Source organism: Geodermatophilus sp. SMS 5-13, assembly GCF_059428245.1.
Window position 1 is genome coordinate 4,930,150 of sequence record NZ_CP165729.1, and the last position, 19,812, is coordinate 4,949,961.

Below are 19,812 nucleotides of genomic sequence, written 5' to 3' on the forward strand. Positions count from 1 at the left end.
GCCTGGACCGGCCGAACAGTAGCCCGGCCGCTCAGGGCCCGCGGAACCGGCGGACCGCCGCCCCCAGGGCCGCGGGCGAGAGCTCCGGCCGTCCCCCCGCCCGGACGACGCAGAGCGCGGCCGCCGCGGAGGAGGCCCAGGCGGCGTCCTCGGGTGCCGCGCCGCCCAGCAGCGCGGCCGTCAGCGCCGCGACGTAGGAGTCGCCGGCGCCGGTCGGGTCGACCGGCGCGTCGCCGAGCAGCGGCAGGAGCAGGTCGCCGTCGGCCCAGCTCGGGTCCACCTCGAGCTCCTCGGCGGCGACGCCCAGACGCGGGCCGGCCCGCCAGGCCACCAGGTCGCCCTCCTTGCCCGTGCCGAGGGCGACGAGCCGGGGGCCGGCGGTCAGCAGCCCGGCCGCGGCGTCGCGGACGTCGTCCGGCCCGGCCAGGTCGCGTCCGACCAGCTGCGCGGCCTCCGCGGCGTCGGCGCGGACGACGTCGGCGCGCGCCAGCACCGCCGCCCGGGTGGCGTCGTCGGCGGGCGCCCCGTCGCAGACCACCACCGTGTCCGGCCGGACGGCGTCCAGCGCCGCCCGCACGGCCGCCCCCGGGGTCTGCAGCTGCAGGATCACCGCCGCGCAGGCGGCGAGCTGGCCGGCGGCGGCGCGCACGTCGTCGGCGGTCAGCCGCACCTCCACCGGCACCGCCTCCACCAGCCGGCGGCGGCCGCCGTCCTCGACCAGGTCCAGCAGCAGTGCCGTGGCCACGCCCGGACGGCGGACCACGGCGGAGACGTCGACGCCGTCCGCGGCCGCCTGCGCGCGGGCCTCGTCCCCGGCGCGGTCGGTGCCGACGACGCCGACGAGAGCGACCGGGACGCCCAGCTGGGCGAGCGCGACCGCCTGGTTGGCGCCCTTCCCGCCCAGCAGCTCCCGCCGCTCGGCCGCCGGCACCGCCCCGCCTGCACCCGGCAGCTCGGCCACGCGCAGGACCAGGTCCCGCCCCACCTGCCCGACCACCACGACGTCCGCCATGCCTCCCGCCTTACCCGGCGTCGGCCCGTTCGCGCAGGATGAGTCCGTGCGGACGGTCGAGGAACACCAGGCGGTGGTCGATGCCCTGCTGACCGAGCTGGCCGAGGAGGACGTCGACCTGGCCGACGCGCACGGCCGCGTGCTGGCCCGGGACGTCGCGGCGACGGTCGCGCTGCCCGGTTTCGACAACTCCGCGATGGACGGCTACGCGGCCCGCTCGGCGGAGCTCGCCGAGCTGCCCGTCCGCCTTCCGGTCGCCGACGACATCCCGGCGGGCCGCACCGCCGTCCGCCCGCTCGAGCCGGGCACCGTGCAGCGGATCATGACCGGGGCGCCGCTGCCGGCCGGCGCGGACGTCGTCGTCCCCGTGGAGCTCACCGACCGCGGCACCGACGTCGTGGAGATCCGGGAGGCGCCCGCGAAGGGCACCCACCTGCGCTACGCCGGCGAGGACATCGCGGCCGGCGCGGTCGCCCTGGCCGCCGGAACGCCCCTGGGCGCCGCCCAGCTCGGCCTGGCCGCGGCGGTGGGGGTGACGACGCTGCCGGTGCGCCGGCGCCCCCGCGTGCTGGTGCTGTCGACCGGCAGCGAGCTGGTCGAGCCCGGCACGCGGCTGCTCCCGGGGCAGATCTACGAGTCCAACTCGCGGCTGCTGGCCGCCGCTGTGGAGGACGCCGGCGGGCAGGCGCGGCGGCTGCACTTCGTCCCCGACGACGTCGACCAGTTCCTGGGCACCCTGCGCGCGGAGCTGGACTCGGCGGACCTGCTGATCACCAGCGGCGGGGTGAGCGCGGGTGCGTACGAGGTGGTCAAGGACGCGCTGTCCGGGCTCGGCACCGTGGAGTTCGTCAAGGTGGCGATGCAGCCCGGCGGCCCGCAGGGCGCGGGCACCGTCGACGGCGTCCCGATCGTGACGCTGCCCGGCAACCCCGTGAGCTCGTTCGTGTCGTTCGAGGTCTTCGTGCGGCCGGCGCTGCGCCGGGCGCTGGGGCACGCGGCGCCCGGCCGGCTGCGGGCGCCGGCCCGGCTGACCGCGCCGCTGCGCTCCCCCGCCGGCAAGCGGCAGTTCCTGCGGGGCCGCTACGACGGCGGGCTGGTCTCGCAGGTCGGCGGCCCGGGCTCGCACCTGGTCGCCCACCTGGCCCGGGCCAACTGCCTCGTCGTGGTCCCCGAGGACGTCACCGAACTGCCCGAGGGCGCCGAGGTGGACGTCGTCCTGATCGAAGGAGCGCTGCAGTGACCGACCCGCGCCTGACCCACGTCGACGAGCAGGGCGCGGCCCGGATGGTCGACGTCTCGGAGAAGGCGGTCACCACCCGGGTGGCGACCGCGGCCGGGCGGGTGCTGGTCAGCCCCGAGGTGATCGCGCTGCTGCGCGGCGAGGGCGTGCCGAAGGGCGACGCGGTGGCGGTGGCCCGCATCGCCGGGATCGCCGGGGCCAAGCGGACGCCGGACCTCGTGCCGCTGTGCCACCCGATCGCGCTGCACGGGGTCACCGTCGACCTGGAGGTCACCGACGAGGCGGTGGAGATCACCGCGACCGCGCGCACGGCCGACCGCACCGGCGTGGAGATGGAGGCGCTCACCTCGGTGGCCGTCGCCGGGCTGACCATGATCGACATGGTCAAGGCGGTCGACCCGCGGGCGTCGATCACCGACGTCCGGCTGCTGGCCAAGTCCGGGGGCAAGAGCGGGGACTGGGTCCGGTGAGCGGCCTCCCACCCGATGCCCGCGCCGTCGTCGTCACCGCCTCCAACCGCGCGTCGGCCGGGGTCTACGGGGACCGGAGCGGACAGGCGCTGGCCGAGGGCCTCCGGCAGCTCGGGTTCGCGGTCGACGGCCCGCACGTCCGCCCGGACGACGTCGAGGAGCTGGCCGAGGTGCTGCGCGAGGCGGTCGCCTCCGGCGCGGACGTCGTCCTCACCACCGGCGGCACCGGGCTCTCCCCCACCGACGTCACGCCGGAGGCGACCCTCCGGGTGCTGGAGCGCGAGGCGCCGGGCATCGCCGAGGCGGTCCGCCGGTACGGCGAGCCGAAGGTCGCCACGTCGGTGCTCTCCCGGGGCATCGCGGGCACCGCCGGGCGGACGCTGATCGTCAACCTGCCCGGCTCGACCGGCGGCGTGAAGGACGGTCTCGCCGTGCTCGGTCCACTGCTCCCCCACGTGGTCAGCCAGCTGCGCGGCGGCGACCACTGAGTGGAGGTCGCCGCGGCGTGCTGGTCGGGCTGCGCGTCGACCGGCCTCGGGACATGCTGCGCGGGTGATCGGACGGCTGGAGAAGACGGTCCTGGACTGCCCGGACCCGCGGGCCCTCGCCGCGTTCTACGCCGAGGTCCTCGGCATGCGTGTCAACGAGGACCGCGACGACTGGGTGGTCATCGGCCGCGAGCCCGGCATGCGAGAGCTCGCGTTCCAGCGCGCGGAGAACTACGTCCCACCCGAGTGGCCGGACCCGCGCCGCCCGCAGCAGGAGCACCTGGACATCCGGGTGGACGACGTCGACGCCGCCGAGCGGGCGGTCCTGGCCCTGGGCGCCCGCCGGCTCCCCGCGGAACGCGAGAGCGGCTTCCGGGTGTTCGCCGACCCGGCCGGCCACCCGTTCTGCCTCGTCCACGGCTAGCTGCCGTGCGGGCGCAGCGCACCTGAGCCCTACTGGCTGGGCTGCGGGAGCTCAGGGCACTGGACCTGCGGATTGACGCCCACGTAGTTCAGCGGTCCGGCCAGGATCGTCACGATGATCGTGGTCGTGCCGGCGCAGCTGGTGTCTCCGCTGGTGAAGTAACCCCGCTGGCCGGCCGCGAGCGCACCGATGACCAGCCAGATCAGCACCAGCACGAGACCGATGCTGCTCGTCCGTCTGCCGCTTCTGGTCCTCATTCGTGCGGAATACCCCAAGATCACCTGAGCCATGCCGTGTGGGTGCCGGCTCGCAGGCAGGACCAGCCGCTCGGGGCCACCTCGCGGGCGAGCTCCTCGGCCATGGCCGCGAGCTGCTTCGCTGCACCTGCCCGAACGGGCATCGCCCCGACGGCACCCGCTGGGAGATCTACGGCCCGCACGACGACGATCCTGCTCAGCAGTGGACAGAGGTCTACTGGCTCCTGTCCTCGCAGCCCTGGCTCACGGGCAGGACCAGCCGCTCGGGGCACGTGTAGACGTTGCAGCCGTCGCCGCGCAGGAAGCCGACGAGGGTGAGGCCGACCTCGCGGGCGAGCTCCACGGCGAGGGACGACGGCGCCGAGACCGCCGCCAGCACCGGGATGCCGGCCATGGCCGCCTTCTGCGTCAGCTCGAAGCTGGACCGGCCGCTGACCATCAGCACGTGACCCGCCAGCGGCAGCCGCCCCGCGCGGACGGCGTCCCCCACGACCTTGTCGACGGCGTTGTGCCGGCCGACGTCCTCCCGCAGCGCGACCAGCTCGCCGTCGGCGGTGAACAGCCCGGCCGCATGCAGCCCGCCGGTCCTGTCGAACACCTGCTGGGCGGCGCGCAGCCGGTCGGGCAGGGCGAGGAGGACCTCCAGCGGCAGCCGGACGGGGTCGGCGGCGACGTCGAAGCGGGTCCGCGTGCGGATCGCGTCGATGCTGGCCTTGCCGCACACGCCGCAGGAGCTCGACGTGTAGAAGTTCCGGTCCAGCGCGGTGTCCGGCGCCTCGACGCCCGGGGCGAGGTCGACGTCGACGACGTTGTAGGTGTTGCGCCCGTCGGGGTCGACCGAGTTGCAGTAGCGCAGCCCGGCGACGTCGTCGGCCGAGCCGATCACCGCCTCGGTCGCGAGGAAGCCGTGCACCAGGTCGAAGTCGTCACCGGGCGTCCGCATGGTGACCGCCAGGGGCGCGCCGCCGAGCCGGATCTCCAGCGGCTCCTCGGCCGCGACGGTGTCCGGCCGGGTGCTGTGCGCGGCCCCGCGGATCCGCAGCACGGGCGTGCGGCTGGTGACTCGTCCCACGAGGGGCACGGTACCCACGAGTAGGCCTTTACCGTGCAGGTCATGGACCCGGTCGTTCCGCTTCCGCCGTACGCCGCGGTGGTGCTGGCCGGCGGCCGGGCAGCGCGGCTGGGCGGTCAGGCCAAGCCGCAGCTGGCCGTCGGCGGCCGGACGATGCTGGCCGCCGTCCTCGCCGCCGTCGCCGCCGCCGAGCCGCGCGTGGTCGTGGGACCGCCGCAGCCGGTGCCACCGGGGGTCCTCGTCGTCCGCGAGGAGCCGCCCCGCGGCGGGCCCGTGGCGGCGCTGCGGGCGGGCCTCGCCGAGGTGCCGACCGACGTCGTCGCCGTTCTCGCCGGTGACCTGCCGTTCCTCACCGCCGGCCTGATCCGGTCGCTGCGCGAGCGGCTGACCGGCGACGGCGTCCTCGTGGTCGACGACACCGGCCAGGATCAGTTGCTGCTGGGCGTCTGGCGGACGGCGGTGCTGCGCGCCGCCGTCGCCGACGTGACGGGACCGACGTCGATGCGCAAGGTGCTGGCGCCGCTGGCCGTGCGGCGGTACCGCCCGGTCGTCGAGCCCGGCATGCCGCCGCCGTGGACCGACTGCGACACCCCCGCGGACCTCGCCCGCGCCCGGGAGGCTGCCGAGCGGCTGCGCCGGTCCGGCCCGCCGGTACCGGGATTCCGCCCTCCGCGGGAGTAGAACGGCGTCATGCGCGTCGTCGTCGCCGGGGCCCACGGGCAGGTCGCCCGCCGCCTCGGCCGCCTGCTGTCCGCCCGCGGCGACACGGTCGTCGGCATCGTCCGCAACCCCGGCCACCGCGCCGACCTGGAGTCCGACGGCGTGGAACCGGCGGTCCTCGACCTCGAGCAGGCGTCGGTGGACGACGTCGCCGGGGTGCTCACCGGCGCGGACGCGGTCGTGTTCGCGGCCGGCGCCGGGCCCGGCAGCGGAGCCGCCCGCAAGCACACCGTCGACCACGCCGCCGCCGTGCTGCTCGCCGACGCCGCCGAGCGGGCCGGCGTCCGCTCCTACCTGCTGGTCTCCTCCATGGGCGTGGAGCGGGCCCGGCAGGGCACCCCGCGCGGGATGGACCCGGTCTTCGCCGTCTACCTGCAGGCCAAGCTGCGCGCCGAGGACCAGATCCTCCCCCGCCCCGGCCTCGACACGACGATCGTGCGGCCGGGCCGGCTCACCGACGATCCGGGCACCGGGCGGGTCGCCCTCGGCCGGGTCCTGGAGTTCGGGGAGGTCACCCGGGACGACGTCGCCGCCGTGCTCGCCGAGTTCCTCCGCACCGGGAAGACCAACGACGTGGTGGAGCTGATCGGCGGGGCGACGCCGATCGAGCAGGCGGTCGCGGCGCTGCCCTAACCGCCGCGTCGGGCGCGGGTCACCGCGGCGCGGGCGGCGAGCATGTCGTCCGGCGGGTAGTCGACCCGGACCAGCGTGAGTCCTCCGGCCGGCGCCACCGGGACCTCGTCGGCCCGCCGGCTGCGGGCCAGCAGCCCGGCCGCCCACTCCGGCGGCCGGCGTCCCTCGCCGACCTGCAGGAGGGCGCCGACCAGGCTGCGGACCATCGAGTGGCAGAAGGCGTCCGCGGACGCAGCCACGGTCAGCAGGTCCCCGTCGCGCGCGACGTCGAGCCCGAGCATCGTGCGCGTGGTCGTGGCCCCCTCCCGCCGGCGGCAGTACGCGGCGAAGTCGTGCTCGCCCAGCAGGAGGACGGCGGCGGCGGCCATGGCCCGCTCGTCGAGGGTGCGCGGCCAGCCGACGGTGTCGGCGCGGCGCAGCGGCGACGGGCCGCCAGGGGCGTCGGTGAGCCGGTACACGTAGTGCCGGGCGAGGGCGCCGAAGCGGGCGTCGAACTCCGGCGCCGCCTCCTGCACCCGGGGGACAGCGATGTCGGCCGGCAGGACGCCCCTCAGCCGCCGCACGAGCTTCTCCCGTTGCTCGACCCAGGCCTCCAGCGGCACGTCGGCGGAAGCAACCTGACCGGTGGCGTGCACACCGGCGTCGGTGCGTCCGGCCACGGTCAGGGCGACGGGGCAGCGCAGCACGGTGGCCAGGGCCGCCTCCAGCTCGCCCTGCACGGTGCGCTGCCCGGGCTGGCGCGCCCAGCCGTGCAGCGCCGTGCCGTCGTAGGAGATGTCGAGCCGAACGCGGACGAGCCCGCCACCGGTACCGGTGGCGGGCTCGTCGGGATGCTGCGGGAACGTCAGCCGACGCTCACTTGGGGTCGGGCGCCGACTCGCCACCCGGGGCGTCGGTGCCCGCGGTGGCGGCGTCGCCGAGCTCGGCGGCCTCCACCTCGGCGGCGGCCGCGGCGGCCACCTCGGGCGAGACGTTGTCGCTGTCGACGACCGCGGCGTTCTCGCGCTCCGGCTCCGGCGTCACGTCGCCGTCGTCCTGCCGCTCGTCGTCGGGCAGGAAGACGTCGTCGACGACCTCCTCCGGGCTCTCCTCGCCCTCGGGGGTCTCGACGGCGTCGGCGGTGACCTCACCGGCGGCGGAGGCGGCGCCGGCGCCGGAGGCGGCGCCGGCGCCGGAGGCGAACCGGGTGCCGCGGGCGCGCTCGGCCTCGCCGACCGCCTGCTGCGCCACGGTCAGGGCCTCGACCAGCTCGATGACCGCCATGGGGGCGTTGTCGCCCTTGCGGTTGCCGACCTTGGTGATGCGGGTGTAGCCGCCGGTCCGGTTCTCGTAGCGGGGACCGATCTCGGCGAACAGCGCGTGGACGACGTCCTTGTCCCGGATGACCGTCATGACCTGACGACGCGCGTGCAGGTCACCGCGCTTGGCGAAGGTCACCAGCTTCTCGGCGTACGGGCGCAGCCGCTTGGCCTTGGCCTCGGTGGTGGTGATCCGCCCGTGCTCGAACAGCGACGTGGCCAGGTTGGCCAGCATCAGCCGCTCGTGCGAGGGGGACCCGCCGAGACGGGGGCCCTTGGTGGGGGTGGGCATGTCGGTCCTTCCTCAGGCGGCCGGGCGGGGCGGTGCCGGGCTGCAGTTCCGTGGTGCTGAGTCGCTGTTCAGTGTGGCGGGCCGGGAGACCCGGCCGGGCGGCGGGGTGACGCCGCCCGGCCGGTGCAGCTCAAAGCTGCTCGGTCTCCTGGTAGGTGCCGTCGTCGTACTGGACCTGGCCATAGTCCGTGCCGTACTCGGCGGTGCCGTGGTAGGCGTCGGTCTCGTAGCCCTCGTCGTAGCTCTCCACCGAGGTGGGGATGAACCCGGGCGGGCTGTCCTTGAGCGCCAGGCCCATGGCCGCCAGCTTCATCTTGACCTCGTCGATGGACTTGGCCCCGAAGTTGCGGATGTCGAGCAGGTCGGCCTCGGAGCGGGTGACGAGCTCACCGACGGTGTGCACGCCCTCGCGCTTGAGGCAGTTGTAGGACCGGACGGTGAGGTCCATGTCCTCGATCGGCATCGAGAAGTTCGCGATGTCGGCGGCCTCGGCCGGGCTCGGGCCGACCTCGATGCCCTCCGCGTCGATGTTCAGCTCGCGCAGCAGGCCGAACAGCTCGACCAGCGTCGAGCCGGCGCTGGCGATCGCGTCGCGCGGGGCGATCGACGGCTTGGTCTCGACGTCGACGACCAGGCGGTCGAAGTCGGTGCGCTGCTCGACACGGGTGGCCTCGACGGCGTAGGTCACCTTGAGCACCGGCGAGTAGATCGAGTCGACGGGGATCCGCCCGATCTCCTGGCCCGGCTGCTTGTTCTGCGGCGCGGGCACGTAGCCGCGGCCCCGCTCGACGACCAGCTCGATCTCCAGCCGGCCCTTGCCGTTGAGCGTGGCGATGTGCAGCTCGGGGTTGTGCACCTCGACACCGGCCGGCGGCGCGATGTCTGCGGCGGTCACCTCGCCCGGGCCCTGCTTGCGCAGGTACATGGTCACCGGCTCGTCCGAGTCGGAGCTGACCACGAGGCCCTTGAGGTTGAGGATGATCTCGGTGACGTCCTCCTTGACGCCCGGCACGGTCGTGAACTCGTGCAGGGTGCCCTCGATCCGGATGCTGGTGACAGCCGCACCGGGGATCGAGGACAGCAGCGTGCGCCGCAGGGAGTTGCCGAGGGTGTAGCCGAAACCCGGCTCGAGCGGCTCGATGACGAACCGCGAGCGCTGCTCCGAGATGGTCTCCTCGGTCAGCGTGGGGCGCTGTGCGATGAGCATGGTGCTTCTCCTTCAGGTCCTCCGGCACCCGCCATATGACGCCGTGAGGGGGTGGTGCGGGCTCCGGCGGGCATCTGTCCGCCCGCCGGAGCCGTGGCCCCCTGCAGGGTCCCACCGCGAGCTTGCGAGCGGTGGGGGCGGGGGGTCCTTCTGCCTACTTGGAGTAGAGCTCGACGATCAGCTGCTCCTGCACCGGCGTGTCGATCACCTGGCGCGCCGGGATGCTGTGCACCAGGACACGGAGCTGGCTGCTGATGACCTCCAGCCACGGCGGCACCGGGCGCTCGCCGGCCCGGGCCTGGGCGATCTGGAAGGGCACCATCGCCTTGGACTTCTCGGCCACCTCGATGATGTCGTTCTCGCTCACGCGGTACGACGGGATGTCGACCTTGCGGCCGTTCACCCGGATGTGCCCGTGGCGGACCAGCTGGCGGGCCATGTCGCGGGACTCGGCGAAGCCGGCCCGGTAGACCACGTTGTCCAGCCGCGACTCCAGGATCTGGAGCAGGACCTCACCGGTCTTGCCGGTCTTGCGGTTGGCCTCTTCGTAGTAGCCGCGGAACTGCTTCTCCAGCACGCCGTAGATGCGGCGGGCCTTCTGCTTCTCACGCAGCTGCAGCAGGTACTCGCTGTCCTTGCTGCGGCCCCGCCCGTGCTCGCCCGGCGGGTAGGGCCGGATCTCGATCGGGCACTTCGGGGACTCGCACTTGCTGCCCTTGAGGAACAGCTTCATCTTCTCGCGCCGACACAGTCGGCAGTCGGCTCCGGCGTAACGGGCCACGGTTCTCTACCTCGTTCGTCTCGTCAGTGGCCGGTCAGACCCGGCGGCGCTTCTTGGGGCGGCAGCCGTTGTGCGGCTGCGGGGTGACGTCCTGGATCTGCCCCACCTCGAGGCCGGTGGCCTGCAGGGAGCGGATCGCGGTCTCCCGGCCCGAGCCCGGGCCCTTGACGAAGACGTCGACCTTGCGCATGCCGTGCTCCTGCGCCTTGCGGGCGGCGTTCTCGGCCGCCATCTGCGCGGCGAACGGCGTCGACTTGCGCGAGCCCTTGAAGCCGACGTGGCCGGCGGAGGCCCAGCTGATCACGTTCCCGTTGGGGTCGGTGATCGACACGATCGTGTTGTTGAACGTGCTCTTGATGTGCGCGGCGCCGTGGGCGACGTTCTTCTTCTCCTTGCGGCGGACCTTCTTGGCACCGGCCGCGGTGCGAGCCCTGGGAGGCATGAGTCTCTTCTGATCCCTTACGTGTGATGGCCTGGGAACAGCACGCGGCGCGCCGTCGCTCCCGCCCTCCCGGGTCGCTGCGACGGCGCGCTTCGCGGCTTACTTCTTGCCGGCCTTCTTCTTGCCGGCGATGGTCTTGCGCGGGCCCTTGCTCGAGCGCGCGTTGGTGCGGGTGCGCTGACCGTGGACGGGCAGCCCGCGGCGGTGGCGCAGCCCCTGGTAGCAGCCGATCTCCACCTTGCGGCGGATGTCGGCGGCCACCTCGCGGCGCAGGTCACCCTCGACGCGGAAGTGCTCGTCGATGTAGTCGCGCAGCCTCAGCAGGTCCTCGTCGCCGAGGTCCTTGACGCGCAGGTCCGGGCTGACGCCGGTCGCGGCCAGGGTCTCCTTGGCGTGGGCCTTGCCGATGCCGTAGATGTAGGTGAGCGCGATCTCCATCCGCTTCTCGCGGGGCAGGTCGACGCCGGCCAGTCGTGCCATGTTTCAGGTACTCCCTCAGCCCTGGCGCTGCTTGTGCCGGGCGTTGTCGCAGATGACCATGACCCGGCCGTGCCGGCGGATCACCTTGCACTTGTCGCAGATCTTCTTCACCGACGGCTGGACCTTCACCGGTGCCGCCCCTCATTCCTCAGATCGTGTGCCGTTGACGTGTGTCTGCTCGGGGCATCCCCGGGCCGGCGGGTTACTTGTAGCGGTAGACGATGCGACCGCGGGTCAGGTCGTAGGGCGAGAGCTCCACGACCACGCGGTCCTCGGGCAGGATGCGGATGTAGTGCTGGCGCATCTTGCCGCTGATGTGGGCGAGCACCCGGTGTCCGTTCTGCAGCTCGACCCGGAACATCGCGTTGGGCAGCGGCTCGACGACGCGACCCTCGACCTCGATGGCCCCGTCCTTCTTCGCCATGCCCGACACGGCCTCCCTGACTCGATGCGCGCCCACGCCGGAACCCGGCTGGACGCTCGGTGATTGCAGAACTGGTGGTGCAGACGCTCTCGCGAGGGCGTCCCGCGTCGCGCGGCCACAGCACGACAACAGGACGGCGCGAGCGCCACCGGCCACTGTACCCCGCTGACCCTTCCGTCACCAACCCAGGGGGCGGTGACGGAGACCGCAGCGGCCCGGCCCGGGGTGCTGCTTCAGTGCCGGACGGTGATGCCGAAGGGCGCCAGCCCCTCGACCCCGCCGTCCTCGGCGGTGAGGACCCACGGGCCCTCGGGAGTGATGGCGACCGTGTGCTCGAAGTGCGCGGCGCGCGAGCCGTCCTTGGTGACGACGGTCCAGCCGTCCTCGAGCTCGGCGGTGGCCGGGTCGCCCACGGTGACCATCGGCTCGATCGCCAGCGCCAGGCCCGGGACCAGCCGCGGGCCGCGGCCGGGCCGGCCGTAGTTGAGCACGTGCGGGTCCTGGTGCATCTCGGTGCCGATGCCGTGCCCGCCGTAGTGGTCGACGATGCCGTACGCGTGGGTCTCGGCGGTGACGACCTGCTCGACCGCGGCGCTGATGTCGGTGAGCCGGCCGCCGGCGAGAGCCTTGGCCAGACCTGCCCACATCGAGCGCTCGGTCACGTCGATGAGCGCGGCGTCCTCGGTCGACGGCGGGCCGACGGTGACCGTGACGGCGGAGTCCCCGTGCCAGCCGGAGAGGATGGCGCCGCAGTCGATGGAGATGTTGTCGCCCTCGGCGAGCTTGCGGTCACGGTTGGGGATGCCGTGCACGATCTCGTCGTTGATCGAGGCGCAGATGCTGCCGGTGAAGCCGTGGTAGCCCAGGAACGACGGGACGGCGCCGGCCGATCGGATGTGGTCCTCCGCGATGGCGTCGAGCTCACCGGTGCTGACACCGGGCCGAACGGCCGCGCGCACGGCCTTGATCGCGCCGGCGACGACGAGCCCCGCGGCCCGCATGAGCTCGATCTCCTGCGCTGTCTTGATCTGGATCATGCGTCCACTCCACTTCGCCAGCAGCGGGATGCGCGGAAGGATCCCTCCCCCGGCCCTCATGTTCCGGCGCTGCTCCTCAGTCCGCGTGCGGCTGCGTGCCGTCCGGCCGTCCCAGCGCCGCCATGGCACGCGCGGTGACCTCGTCGATCTCGCCGATCGCGTCGATCCGCGAGAGCAGCCCTTCCGACTCGTAGAACCCCGACAGCGGCGAGGTCTGTTCCCGGTAGACCTGCAGCCGGTGGCGCACGGTCTCGGGCTTGTCGTCGTCGCGCTGCACCCACTCGCCGTCGACGAGCATGCGGCGGCCCGACAGCCGCCGGACCAGCTCGTCCTCGTCGACGACCATCTCGAGCACGCGGTCGAGGCCGGTGCCGAGGTCGGCGAGGGACGAGCGCAGCTGCTCGGCCTGCGGGATGGTCCGCGGGAAGCCGTCGAGGAGGAACCCGGCCTTGGCGTCGGGCTCGGCGAGCCGTTCGCTCACCATGGCCACGGTGATCTCGTCGGGCACCAGGTCGCCGGCGTCCATGTAGACCTTGGCCTGCTTGCCGAGCTCGGTCTGGCCGCTGACGTTGGCGCGGAAGATGTCGCCGGTCGAGATCGCCGGGGCGCCGAGCTTTCCGGCGATGATCTGCGCCTGGGTCCCCTTGCCCGCCCCCGGGGGGCCGAGCAGCACGACGCGCACTACTTCAGGAACCCTTCGTAGTTGCGCTGGTTGAGCTGCGTCTCGATCTGCTTCACCGTCTCCAACCCCACTCCGACCATGATCAGCACCGCCGTCCCGCCGAACGGGAAGTTCTGGTTCTGTCCCTGCTGGGTGATCGACAGGAACAGGTTCGGCAAGACTGCCACGAGCCCCAGGTAGATCGACCCGGGCAGGGTGATCCGGGAGAGCACGTACTGCAGGTACTCGGCCGTGGGGCGGCCGGGGCGGATGCCGGGGATGAAGCCGCCGTAGCGCTTCATGTCGTCGGCCCGCTCCTCCGGGTTGAAGGTGATCGACACGTAGAAGTACGTGAAGAACACGATCAGCCCGAAGTACAGGGCGATGTGGACCGGGCTGCTCTGGTCGATGACGTAGGTCTCGAAGAACTGCCGGACCGGGCCGGTCTCGTTCCCCTGCAGCTGGGTGATCAGCTGCGGCAGGTAGAGCAGCGAGGAGGCGAAGATGACCGGGATGACGCCGGCCTGGTTCACCTTCAGCGGCAGGTAGGTCGACGTCCCGCCGTACATGCGGCGGCCGACCATCCGCTTGGCGTACTGCACCGGGATGCGGCGTTGCGCCTGCTCCACGTAGACCACGGAGCCGATGACCAGCAGAGCCAGCAGGCAGATGAGCGTGAAGACCAGGACGCCGCGGGTCTGCAGGATGGCGCCGCCCTCGGCGGGGATGCGCGCCGCGATCGAGGTGAAGATCAGCACGGACATGCCGTTGCCGATCCCCTTCTCGGTCAGCAGCTCGCCCAGCCACATGATCACCGCGGTGCCGGCGGTCAGCGAGACCACCAGCACGACCGTCGTCCACACGGAGTCGGACGGGATGATGTCCTGGTTGCAGTTCGGGAAGAGCTGGCCGCTGCGGGCCAGCGCGATGATCCCGGTGCTCTGCAGGATCGCCAGCGCGATCGTCAGGTAGCGGGTGTACTGGGTCAGCTTCTGCTGGCCCGACTGCCCTTCCTTCTTCAGCTGCTCGAAGCGCGGGATCACCACGACCAGCAGCTGGATGATGATGCTGGCCGTGATGTACGGCATGATCCCGAGCGCGAACACCGACAAGCGCAGCAGCGCACCGCCGGAGAACAGGTTCACCAGCGAGTAGACGTCCCGCTGGGCACCCTGGCTGGCCTGGTCCAGGCAGGTGTTGATCGCCTGCACGGAAACACCGGGGCCGGGCACGCTGGCGCCGAGCCGGTAGACGGCGATCATCGCCAGGGAGAACAACAGCTTGCGCCGGAGGTCTGGCGTCCGGAACGCCGCGGCGAACGCCTGCAGCACGTGCCCTCCCCTGCTCGGTCGGATCGAGGTTAGCAATCGACCCGCCGTCCGTACGGGAGGGCGGGCAGCGGAAGACCCCCGGAGCCGTTCAAGGCCCCGGGGGTCGTCCGCGGATCAGACGAGGGTGGTGCTGCCCCCGGCCGCGCTGATCTTCTCGGCCGCGGAGCCGGAGAAGGCGTGCGCGTGCACGTGCACCTCGATGCCGCCGAGGTCGCCGGTGCCCAGGACCTTGACCGGCTGGCCGCGGCGGACCGCGCCGGCGTCGGCCAGGCTGTCGGGGTTGATCGAACCGCCCTGCGGGAACAGCGAGGCGATCCGGTCGAGGTTGACGACCTGGAAGACGACCTTGTTCCGGTTCTTGAACCCGGACAGCTTGGGCAGCCGCATGTGCAGCGGCGTCTGGCCGCCCTCGAAGCGGGCGGAGACGTTGCCGCGGGCGCCGGTGCCCTTGGTGCCTCGACCGGCGGTCTTGCCCTTGGAGCCCTCACCGCGACCCACGCGGGTCTTCGGGGTGTGGGCGCCCTTGGCAGGACGCAGGTGGTGGACCTTGAGAGTCATGTGGAATCCCTGCTCAGATCTCTTCGACGGTGACCAGGTGCGGCACCGTCGCGACCATCCCGCGGATCTCGGGACGGTCCTCCTGCACGACCGAGTCGTTGATCCGCTTCAGGCCCAGGGACCGCAGCGTCTGCCGCTGATTGGGCTTGGTGCCGATCGCCGACCGGATCTGGGTGACCTTGATCTGCGCCATCTCAGACCCCCTGACCCGCCCGCGCCCGCAGCATCGCGGCCGGAGCGACGTCCTCGAGGGGCAGGCCGCGGCGGGCCGCGATCTCCTCGGGGCGCACGAGCTCCTTCAGCGCCTGCATGGTCGCGTGCACGATGTTGATGGGGTTCGACGAACCCAGGCTCTTGGAGAGCACGTCGTGGATGCCGGCGCACTCCAGGACGGCGCGCACCGGGCCACCGGCGATGACACCGGTACCGGGGCTGGCCGGCTTGAGCAGCACGACGCCGGCCGCCGCCTCACCCTGCACGGGGTGCGGAATGGTGCTGGCGATCCGGGGCACCCGGTAGAAGTGCTTCTTGGCCTCCTCGACGCCCTTGGCGATCGCCGCGGGCACCTCCTTGGCCTTGCCGTAGCCGACGCCCACGGTGCCGTCGCCGTCGCCCACGACCACCAGCGCGGTGAAGCTGAAGCGCCGACCGCCCTTGACGACCTTGGACACGCGGTTGATGGCGACCACGCGCTCGATGTAGTTGCTCTTCTCGGCGGGAGCGCCTCCCTGGCCCCGGCCGCCGTCACGACGGTCACGGCGGTCGTTGCCGCCGCCGGCGCCGCCGCCGCGTCGCTGTGGTCCTGGCATCAGACGTCCCTCTCGATTCGCTCAGAAATGTGCATCAGAAGTCCAGCCCGCCCTCGCGGGCGCCGTCCGCCAGGGCGGCGATCCGCCCGGCGTACCGGTTGCCACCGCGGTCGAAGACGACGGCGGCGATACCGGCGGCCTTGGCGCGCTCGGCCACCAGGGCACCCACCTTGCGGGCGAGGTCGGACTTGTTCCCCTCGGTGCCGCGGATGCTGGCGTCCAGCGTCGAGGCGCTGACCACGGTGCGGCCGACGGTGTCGTCGACGACCTGCACGTGGATGTGCCGCGAGCTGCGCTTGACCACCAGGCGGGGGCGCTCGGGCGTGCCCGAGACACGCTTGCGCAGCCGGGTGTGCCGGCGCAGCCGCGAGACGCGGCGCGCAGTGCTGACGTCGGTGCCGACGGGCTTGTGCCCCCGCGCGGTCTTGTCTGCCTGAGCCATCACTTACCCGTCTTCCCGACCTTGCGCTTCACGACCTCGCCCTGGTACCGCACGCCCTTGCCCTTGTACGGGTCGGGCTTGCGCAGCTTGCGGATGTTGGCCGCAACCTCACCGACCCGCTGCTTGTCGATGCCCTCGACCCGGAAGCGGGTCGGCGTCTCGACGGCGAACGTGATGCCGTCCGGCGCCTTGACCGGCACCGGGTGGCTGAAGCCCAGCGCGAACTCCAGGTCGGACCCGCGGGCCTGGACGCGATAACCGACGCCGACGATCTCGAGGGTCTTCGTGTACCCCTGCGTGACGCCGGTGATCATGTTGGCGATGAGCGTCCGCGAGAGCCCGTGCAGGGCGCGGTTCTGCCGCTCGTCGTCCGGACGCACCACGCGCAGCGTGCCGTCCTCGTCGCGCTCGACGGTGATCGGCGCGGCGACGGTGTGCGTGAGGGCGCCCTTGGGGCCCTTCACGTTGACCGTTCGGCCGTCGATGGTGACGTCCACACCGCCGGGCACCGGAATCGGGAGTCGTCCGATCCGTGACATCTTCGCTCGCTCCTCTTACCAGACGTAGGCGAGGACTTCCCCGCCCACGCCCTTCTTGGTCGCCTGCTTGTCGGTCAGCAGCCCGGTGGAGGTGGAGATGATCGCCACCCCGAGGCCGCCGAGCACCTTGGGCAGGGAGTTCGACTTGGCGTACACCCGCAGACCGGGCTTGGAGACGCGCCGGACACCGGCGATGCTCCGCTCGCGGTTGGGGCCGTACTTCAGGTCGACGACGAGCTCCTTGCGGACGGTCCCGTCCACCTCGACCTCGTCGACCCTCCAGCCGGCGATGTAGCCCTCCTGCTGGAGGATCTCGGCGATGTGCGTCTTCAACTTCGACGACGGCATCGTCGCGGAGTCGTGGTAGGCGGCGTTGGCGTTGCGCAGCCGCGTCAACATGTCCGCGATCGGGTCGGTCATCGTCATGGCGTGTGTGGTGCCTCTCTCGCCGCGGTTCCTCGTGCGCTGGGTCGCGATGACTTGGCGCCGGGCCTCTCGGCGATCGGTGGTGCTCTATCGGTGGGGGTGGTGCCTTACCAGGAACTCTTGCTCACGCCGGGGAGCTCCCCGGCGTGCGCCATCTCCCGCAGGCAGATCCGGCAGAGGCCGAACTTGCGGAAGACCGCGTGCGGCCGGCCGCACCGCTGGCAGCGGGTGTAGCCGCGGACCGCGAACTTGGGCTTGCGGGCCGCCTTGTTGATCAGAGCCTTCTTGGCCATCGGTCTTCTCCTCGACCCGTCAGCGGGTGGTCGTCACGACGACGGGCTGGCCGGCGAAGGGGAAGCCGAGCCGGCGGAGCAGCTCGCGACCCTCGTCGTCGTTGGTGGCCGTGGTGACCAGCGTGATGTCCATGCCGCGAGGCCGGTCGATCTTGTCGACGTCGATCTCGCGGAACATCGACTGCTCGGTCAGCCCGAACGTGTAGTTGCCGTGGCCGTCGAACTGCTTGGCGTTCAGGCCGCGGAAGTCACGGATGCGGGGCAGCGCCAGCGACAGCAGCCGGTCGAGGAACTCCCACATGCGGTCGCCGCGCAGGGTGACCTTGGCGCCGATCGGCATGCCCTCGCGCAGCTTGAACTGCGCGATGGACTTGCGGGCGCGGACGACGGCCGGCTTCTGCCCGGTGATGGCGGTGAGGTCGCGGACCGCGCCGTCCATCAGCTTCGCGTCACGGGTGGCCTCGCCGACGCCCATGTTGACCACGATCTTGGTCAGCCGCGGGATCTGCATCACGTTGCTGTAGCCGAACTCCGACTGCAGCCCGGGCGCGATCTCCTCGCGGTAGTGGGCGAGCAGCCGGGGCAGCTCACGGGTGGGTGCGCTCATCGTTCTCAGAGGTCCTTACCGGTGCGCCGCGACACCCGGATCGTGCGGCCTTCCTCGTCCTTGCGGTAGCCGACCCGGGTCGGCTTGTCCTCGGAGTCGATCACCATCACGTTGCTCACGTGGATGGGCGCCTCCTGCGTGACGATCCCGCCCTGCTGGGCGCCGCGCTGGCTGGTGCTGATCCGGGTGTGCTTCTTCACGCGGCCGACACCCTCGACGAGCACCTTCTGCGTCTGCGGGTAGGCGGCGATGACGCGCCCCTTGGCGCCGCGGTCCTTGCCGGACAGCACCAGCACGGTGTCGCCCTTCTTGACCTTCATCGACGGCGCCTTGGCCCGGCTGTTCTTCACCTTGTGGGCGGCCATGGTCACAACACCTCCGGGGCGAGCGAGATGATCCGCATGAACCGCTTGTCGCGCAGCTCGCGGCCGACCGGGCCGAAGATGCGGGTCCCGCGCGGGTCGCCGCTGTCGCGGATGATGACCGCGGCGTTCTCGTCGAAGCGGATGTAGGAACCGTCGGGACGACGGCGCTCCTTCACCGTGCGGACGACGACGGCCTTGACCACGTCACCCCGCTTGACCCCGGCACCGGGCAGCGCGTCCTTCACGGTGGCGACGATGACGTCGCCGATGCCCGCGTAGCGTCGCCCGGAACCGCCGAGCACCCGGATGCAGAGGATCTCCTTTGCCCCGGTGTTGTCGGCGACTCGCAGTCGCGACTCCTGCTGGATCACGTCCCTACTCCTATGTCTTCGAACTTCTGCTGTGGCGCCGGCCCGGTCGCGGGTTCGGCACCCGGCTCACGCCGTCACCTTCATGCGGAGACGGCCGGGGCGAGCACACGAGGTGCACAGCCCTGCGGCCGTCCGGTCCGTGGAAGCGGTCGGCCCGATGTGGGCCGACCGACCACGGTACCCGCTGCCTACTTCGCCTTCTCCAGGACCTCGACCAGCCGCCACCGCTTGGTGGCCGACAGCGGCCGGGTCTCCATGATCTGCACGCGGTCGCCGATGCCCGCGACGTTCTGCTCGTCGTGGGCCTTCAGCTTGCTCGTGCGGCGGATGACCTTGCCGTAGAGGCCGTGCTTCACGCGGTCCTCGACCTCGACGACGATGGTCTTGTCCATCTTGTCGCTGACCACGAGGCCCTCACGGACCTTGCGGTAGCCGCGGCCGGCCAGGCCGGGGCCCGTGGCGACGGACTCGTTGACCTCGCTCATGCCACACCCTCGTTCGGGGCGACGGACAGACCCAGCTCGCGCTCGCGCATGATCGTGTAGATCCGTGCGATGTCGCGGCGGACCGTCTGCAGTCGCCGGTTGTTGTCCAGCTGGCCGGTGGCCACCTGGAAACGCAGGTTGAACAGTTCTTCCTTGTGCTCACGCAGCCGCGCGGCGAGCTCCTCAGCGGAGAGCTCGCGCAGCTCCGGGGCGGTCAGGCCGGCGGCCATCACACCTCTCCTTCGCGCGTGATGAAGCGGCACTTCATGGGCAGCTTGTGGATCGCGCGGCGCATGGCCTCGCGGGCCACCGGCTCGGCGACACCCGACAGCTCGAACATCACGCGGCCGGGCTTGACGTTGGCGACCCACCACTCCGGCGAACCCTTACCGGAACCCATGCGGGTCTCGGCCGGCTTCTTAGTCAGCGGACGGTCCGGGTAGATCGTGATCCACACCTTGCCGCCACGGCGGATGTGCCGGGTCATGGCGATACGGGCGGACTCGATCTGCCGGTTGGTCACGTACGCCGGCTCGAGGGCCTGGATGGCGTAGTCACCGAAGTTGATCGCGGTGCCGCCCTTGGCCCGCCCGGAGCGGTCCGGGTGGTGCTGCTTGCGGTGCTTGACCCGCCGAGGGATCAGCATGG

33 protein-coding genes are annotated in these 19,812 nt (G+C 72.2%); 6 read left to right on the forward strand and 27 right to left on the reverse strand.

Annotated elements, in window-relative coordinates; all coding sequences use genetic code 11:
• Positions 1 to 31: 31 nt before the first annotated feature.
• Complete coding sequence (locus tag AB3388_RS23795) at positions 32 to 1,012, reverse strand: PfkB family carbohydrate kinase (protein ID WP_495407798.1); 981 nt, start codon at positions 1,010 to 1,012, stop codon at positions 32 to 34.
• A gap of 46 nt (positions 1,013 to 1,058) precedes the next feature.
• Between AB3388_RS23795 and moeA the strand changes: the two genes are divergently transcribed.
• From moeA to AB3388_RS23815, 4 genes are all read left to right on the forward strand, one after another.
• Positions 1,059 to 2,252 carry a molybdopterin molybdotransferase MoeA gene (gene moeA / locus AB3388_RS23800; RefSeq protein WP_495407799.1) on the forward strand — a complete coding sequence of 398 codons (1,194 nt, stop codon included), beginning with the start codon at positions 1,059 to 1,061 and terminating at the stop codon, positions 2,250 to 2,252.
• Positions 2,249 to 2,722, forward strand: a complete 474-nt coding sequence (gene moaC, locus AB3388_RS23805; protein WP_495407800.1) for a cyclic pyranopterin monophosphate synthase MoaC — start codon at positions 2,249 to 2,251, stop codon at positions 2,720 to 2,722. The genes moeA and moaC overlap by 4 nt, the downstream gene beginning before the upstream one ends.
• A complete protein-coding gene (locus tag AB3388_RS23810) occupies positions 2,719 to 3,210 on the forward strand; it encodes a MogA/MoaB family molybdenum cofactor biosynthesis protein (RefSeq protein WP_495407801.1) in 492 nt (163 codons plus the stop codon). The genes moaC and AB3388_RS23810 overlap by 4 nt, the downstream gene beginning before the upstream one ends.
• Positions 3,211 to 3,274: 64 nt before the next feature.
• The gene (locus AB3388_RS23815; protein ID WP_495407802.1) at positions 3,275 to 3,634 is read left to right on the forward strand and encodes a VOC family protein; all 360 of its coding nucleotides are present in this window, start codon (positions 3,275 to 3,277) and stop codon (positions 3,632 to 3,634) included.
• Positions 3,635 to 3,663: 29 nt separating this feature from the next.
• Here the strand turns inward: AB3388_RS23815 and AB3388_RS23820 are convergent, their stop codons facing one another.
• On the reverse strand, positions 3,664 to 3,849 hold the full coding sequence (locus AB3388_RS23820; RefSeq protein WP_495407803.1) for a hypothetical protein: 186 nt from the start codon (positions 3,847 to 3,849) through the stop codon (positions 3,664 to 3,666).
• 256 nt (positions 3,850 to 4,105) lie between these two features.
• Positions 4,106 to 4,963, reverse strand: a complete 858-nt coding sequence (fdhD, locus tag AB3388_RS23825) for a formate dehydrogenase accessory sulfurtransferase FdhD (protein ID WP_495407804.1) — start codon at positions 4,961 to 4,963, stop codon at positions 4,106 to 4,108.
• Between the two features lie 42 nt (positions 4,964 to 5,005).
• On the opposite strand from fdhD, the gene mobA reads away from it, so the two are divergent.
• Both mobA and AB3388_RS23835 read left to right on the forward strand, forming a co-directional pair.
• Entirely contained in the window at positions 5,006 to 5,644 is a 639-nt protein-coding gene (gene mobA / locus AB3388_RS23830; protein WP_495407805.1) for a molybdenum cofactor guanylyltransferase, read from the forward strand.
• Positions 5,645 to 5,653: 9 nt separating this feature from the next.
• Positions 5,654 to 6,316, forward strand: a complete 663-nt coding sequence (locus AB3388_RS23835) for an NAD(P)H-binding protein (RefSeq protein ID WP_495407806.1) — start codon at positions 5,654 to 5,656, stop codon at positions 6,314 to 6,316.
• Here the strand turns inward: AB3388_RS23835 and truA are convergent.
• The 24 genes from truA to rplP all read right to left on the reverse strand — a co-directional run bounded on the left by truA (position 6,313) and on the right by rplP (position 19,810).
• Positions 6,313 to 7,200 (reverse strand): tRNA pseudouridine(38-40) synthase TruA, encoded by an 888-nt coding sequence (gene truA, locus AB3388_RS23840; RefSeq protein ID WP_495407807.1) that lies wholly within the window; start codon positions 7,198 to 7,200, stop codon positions 6,313 to 6,315. The genes AB3388_RS23835 and truA overlap by 4 nt on opposite strands.
• Positions 7,172 to 7,906 carry a 50S ribosomal protein L17 gene (gene rplQ / locus AB3388_RS23845; protein ID WP_495407808.1) on the reverse strand — a complete coding sequence of 245 codons (735 nt, stop codon included), beginning with the start codon at positions 7,904 to 7,906 and terminating at the stop codon, positions 7,172 to 7,174. Before rplQ ends, truA begins: the two co-directional genes overlap by 29 nt.
• 130 nt (positions 7,907 to 8,036) lie before the next feature.
• Positions 8,037 to 9,113 (reverse strand): DNA-directed RNA polymerase subunit alpha, encoded by a 1,077-nt coding sequence (locus AB3388_RS23850; RefSeq protein ID WP_495407809.1) that lies wholly within the window; start codon positions 9,111 to 9,113, stop codon positions 8,037 to 8,039.
• 154 nt (positions 9,114 to 9,267) lie between these two features.
• Positions 9,268 to 9,894 carry a 30S ribosomal protein S4 gene (gene rpsD, locus AB3388_RS23855; protein WP_495407810.1) on the reverse strand — a complete coding sequence of 209 codons (627 nt, stop codon included), beginning with the start codon at positions 9,892 to 9,894 and terminating at the stop codon, positions 9,268 to 9,270.
• A gap of 34 nt (positions 9,895 to 9,928) precedes the next feature.
• Positions 9,929 to 10,336, reverse strand: coding sequence for a 30S ribosomal protein S11 (gene rpsK, locus AB3388_RS23860; RefSeq protein ID WP_026857037.1), 408 nt, complete (start codon positions 10,334 to 10,336; stop codon positions 9,929 to 9,931).
• Between the two features lie 99 nt (positions 10,337 to 10,435).
• On the reverse strand, positions 10,436 to 10,816 hold the full coding sequence (rpsM, locus tag AB3388_RS23865; protein ID WP_448626859.1) for a 30S ribosomal protein S13: 381 nt from the start codon (positions 10,814 to 10,816) through the stop codon (positions 10,436 to 10,438).
• Between the two features lie 15 nt (positions 10,817 to 10,831).
• Positions 10,832 to 10,945 (reverse strand): 50S ribosomal protein L36, encoded by a 114-nt coding sequence (rpmJ, locus tag AB3388_RS23870; protein WP_012950458.1) that lies wholly within the window; start codon positions 10,943 to 10,945, stop codon positions 10,832 to 10,834.
• Between the two features lie 73 nt (positions 10,946 to 11,018).
• The gene (gene infA, locus AB3388_RS23875; protein ID WP_012950459.1) at positions 11,019 to 11,240 is read right to left on the reverse strand and encodes a translation initiation factor IF-1; all 222 of its coding nucleotides are present in this window, start codon (positions 11,238 to 11,240) and stop codon (positions 11,019 to 11,021) included.
• A gap of 233 nt (positions 11,241 to 11,473) precedes the next feature.
• The gene (gene map / locus AB3388_RS23880; protein ID WP_495407811.1) at positions 11,474 to 12,277 is read right to left on the reverse strand and encodes a type I methionyl aminopeptidase; all 804 of its coding nucleotides are present in this window, start codon (positions 12,275 to 12,277) and stop codon (positions 11,474 to 11,476) included.
• 76 nt (positions 12,278 to 12,353) lie between these two features.
• Entirely contained in the window at positions 12,354 to 12,959 is a 606-nt protein-coding gene (locus AB3388_RS23885) for an adenylate kinase (protein ID WP_495407812.1), read from the reverse strand.
• Positions 12,959 to 14,269: a preprotein translocase subunit SecY gene (secY, locus tag AB3388_RS23890; RefSeq protein WP_495407813.1), complete on the reverse strand. Its 1,311-nt coding sequence runs from the start codon at positions 14,267 to 14,269 to the stop codon at positions 12,959 to 12,961. The genes AB3388_RS23885 and secY overlap by 1 nt, the downstream gene beginning before the upstream one ends.
• 114 nt (positions 14,270 to 14,383) lie before the next feature.
• Positions 14,384 to 14,827: a 50S ribosomal protein L15 gene (gene rplO / locus AB3388_RS23895; protein ID WP_495407815.1), complete on the reverse strand. Its 444-nt coding sequence runs from the start codon at positions 14,825 to 14,827 to the stop codon at positions 14,384 to 14,386.
• A 13-nt stretch (positions 14,828 to 14,840) separates the two neighbouring features.
• On the reverse strand, positions 14,841 to 15,020 hold the full coding sequence (gene rpmD / locus AB3388_RS23900) for a 50S ribosomal protein L30 (RefSeq protein ID WP_179715467.1): 180 nt from the start codon (positions 15,018 to 15,020) through the stop codon (positions 14,841 to 14,843).
• 1 nt (position 15,021) lies between these two features.
• Entirely contained in the window at positions 15,022 to 15,636 is a 615-nt protein-coding gene (gene rpsE / locus AB3388_RS23905; RefSeq protein WP_495407816.1) for a 30S ribosomal protein S5, read from the reverse strand.
• Between the two features lie 34 nt (positions 15,637 to 15,670).
• Positions 15,671 to 16,078, reverse strand: a complete 408-nt coding sequence (gene rplR / locus AB3388_RS23910) for a 50S ribosomal protein L18 (protein WP_495407817.1) — start codon at positions 16,076 to 16,078, stop codon at positions 15,671 to 15,673.
• Complete coding sequence (gene rplF, locus AB3388_RS23915) at positions 16,078 to 16,617, reverse strand: 50S ribosomal protein L6 (RefSeq protein WP_495407818.1); 540 nt, start codon at positions 16,615 to 16,617, stop codon at positions 16,078 to 16,080. The genes rplR and rplF overlap by 1 nt, the downstream gene beginning before the upstream one ends.
• A 15-nt stretch (positions 16,618 to 16,632) precedes the next feature.
• On the reverse strand, positions 16,633 to 17,043 hold the full coding sequence (gene rpsH / locus AB3388_RS23920) for a 30S ribosomal protein S8 (protein ID WP_495407819.1): 411 nt from the start codon (positions 17,041 to 17,043) through the stop codon (positions 16,633 to 16,635).
• Positions 17,044 to 17,150: 107 nt separating this feature from the next.
• Positions 17,151 to 17,336, reverse strand: a complete 186-nt coding sequence (locus tag AB3388_RS23925) for a type Z 30S ribosomal protein S14 (RefSeq protein WP_113838243.1) — start codon at positions 17,334 to 17,336, stop codon at positions 17,151 to 17,153.
• A gap of 19 nt (positions 17,337 to 17,355) precedes the next feature.
• Positions 17,356 to 17,943, reverse strand: a complete 588-nt coding sequence (gene rplE, locus AB3388_RS23930; RefSeq protein WP_495407820.1) for a 50S ribosomal protein L5 — start codon at positions 17,941 to 17,943, stop codon at positions 17,356 to 17,358.
• A gap of 5 nt (positions 17,944 to 17,948) precedes the next feature.
• Positions 17,949 to 18,308, reverse strand: a complete 360-nt coding sequence (rplX, locus tag AB3388_RS23935) for a 50S ribosomal protein L24 (RefSeq protein ID WP_448626848.1) — start codon at positions 18,306 to 18,308, stop codon at positions 17,949 to 17,951.
• A gap of 2 nt (positions 18,309 to 18,310) precedes the next feature.
• Complete coding sequence (gene rplN, locus AB3388_RS23940) at positions 18,311 to 18,679, reverse strand: 50S ribosomal protein L14 (RefSeq protein ID WP_012950472.1); 369 nt, start codon at positions 18,677 to 18,679, stop codon at positions 18,311 to 18,313.
• A 188-nt stretch (positions 18,680 to 18,867) separates the two neighbouring features.
• Complete coding sequence (gene rpsQ, locus AB3388_RS23945; RefSeq protein ID WP_495407821.1) at positions 18,868 to 19,164, reverse strand: 30S ribosomal protein S17; 297 nt, start codon at positions 19,162 to 19,164, stop codon at positions 18,868 to 18,870.
• Entirely contained in the window at positions 19,161 to 19,394 is a 234-nt protein-coding gene (gene rpmC / locus AB3388_RS23950) for a 50S ribosomal protein L29 (RefSeq protein WP_135157999.1), read from the reverse strand. Before rpmC ends, rpsQ begins: the two co-directional genes overlap by 4 nt.
• Positions 19,394 to 19,810 (reverse strand): 50S ribosomal protein L16, encoded by a 417-nt coding sequence (gene rplP, locus AB3388_RS23955; RefSeq protein ID WP_495407822.1) that lies wholly within the window; start codon positions 19,808 to 19,810, stop codon positions 19,394 to 19,396. The genes rpmC and rplP overlap by 1 nt, the downstream gene beginning before the upstream one ends.
• Between the last annotated feature and the right edge of the window lie 2 nt (positions 19,811 to 19,812).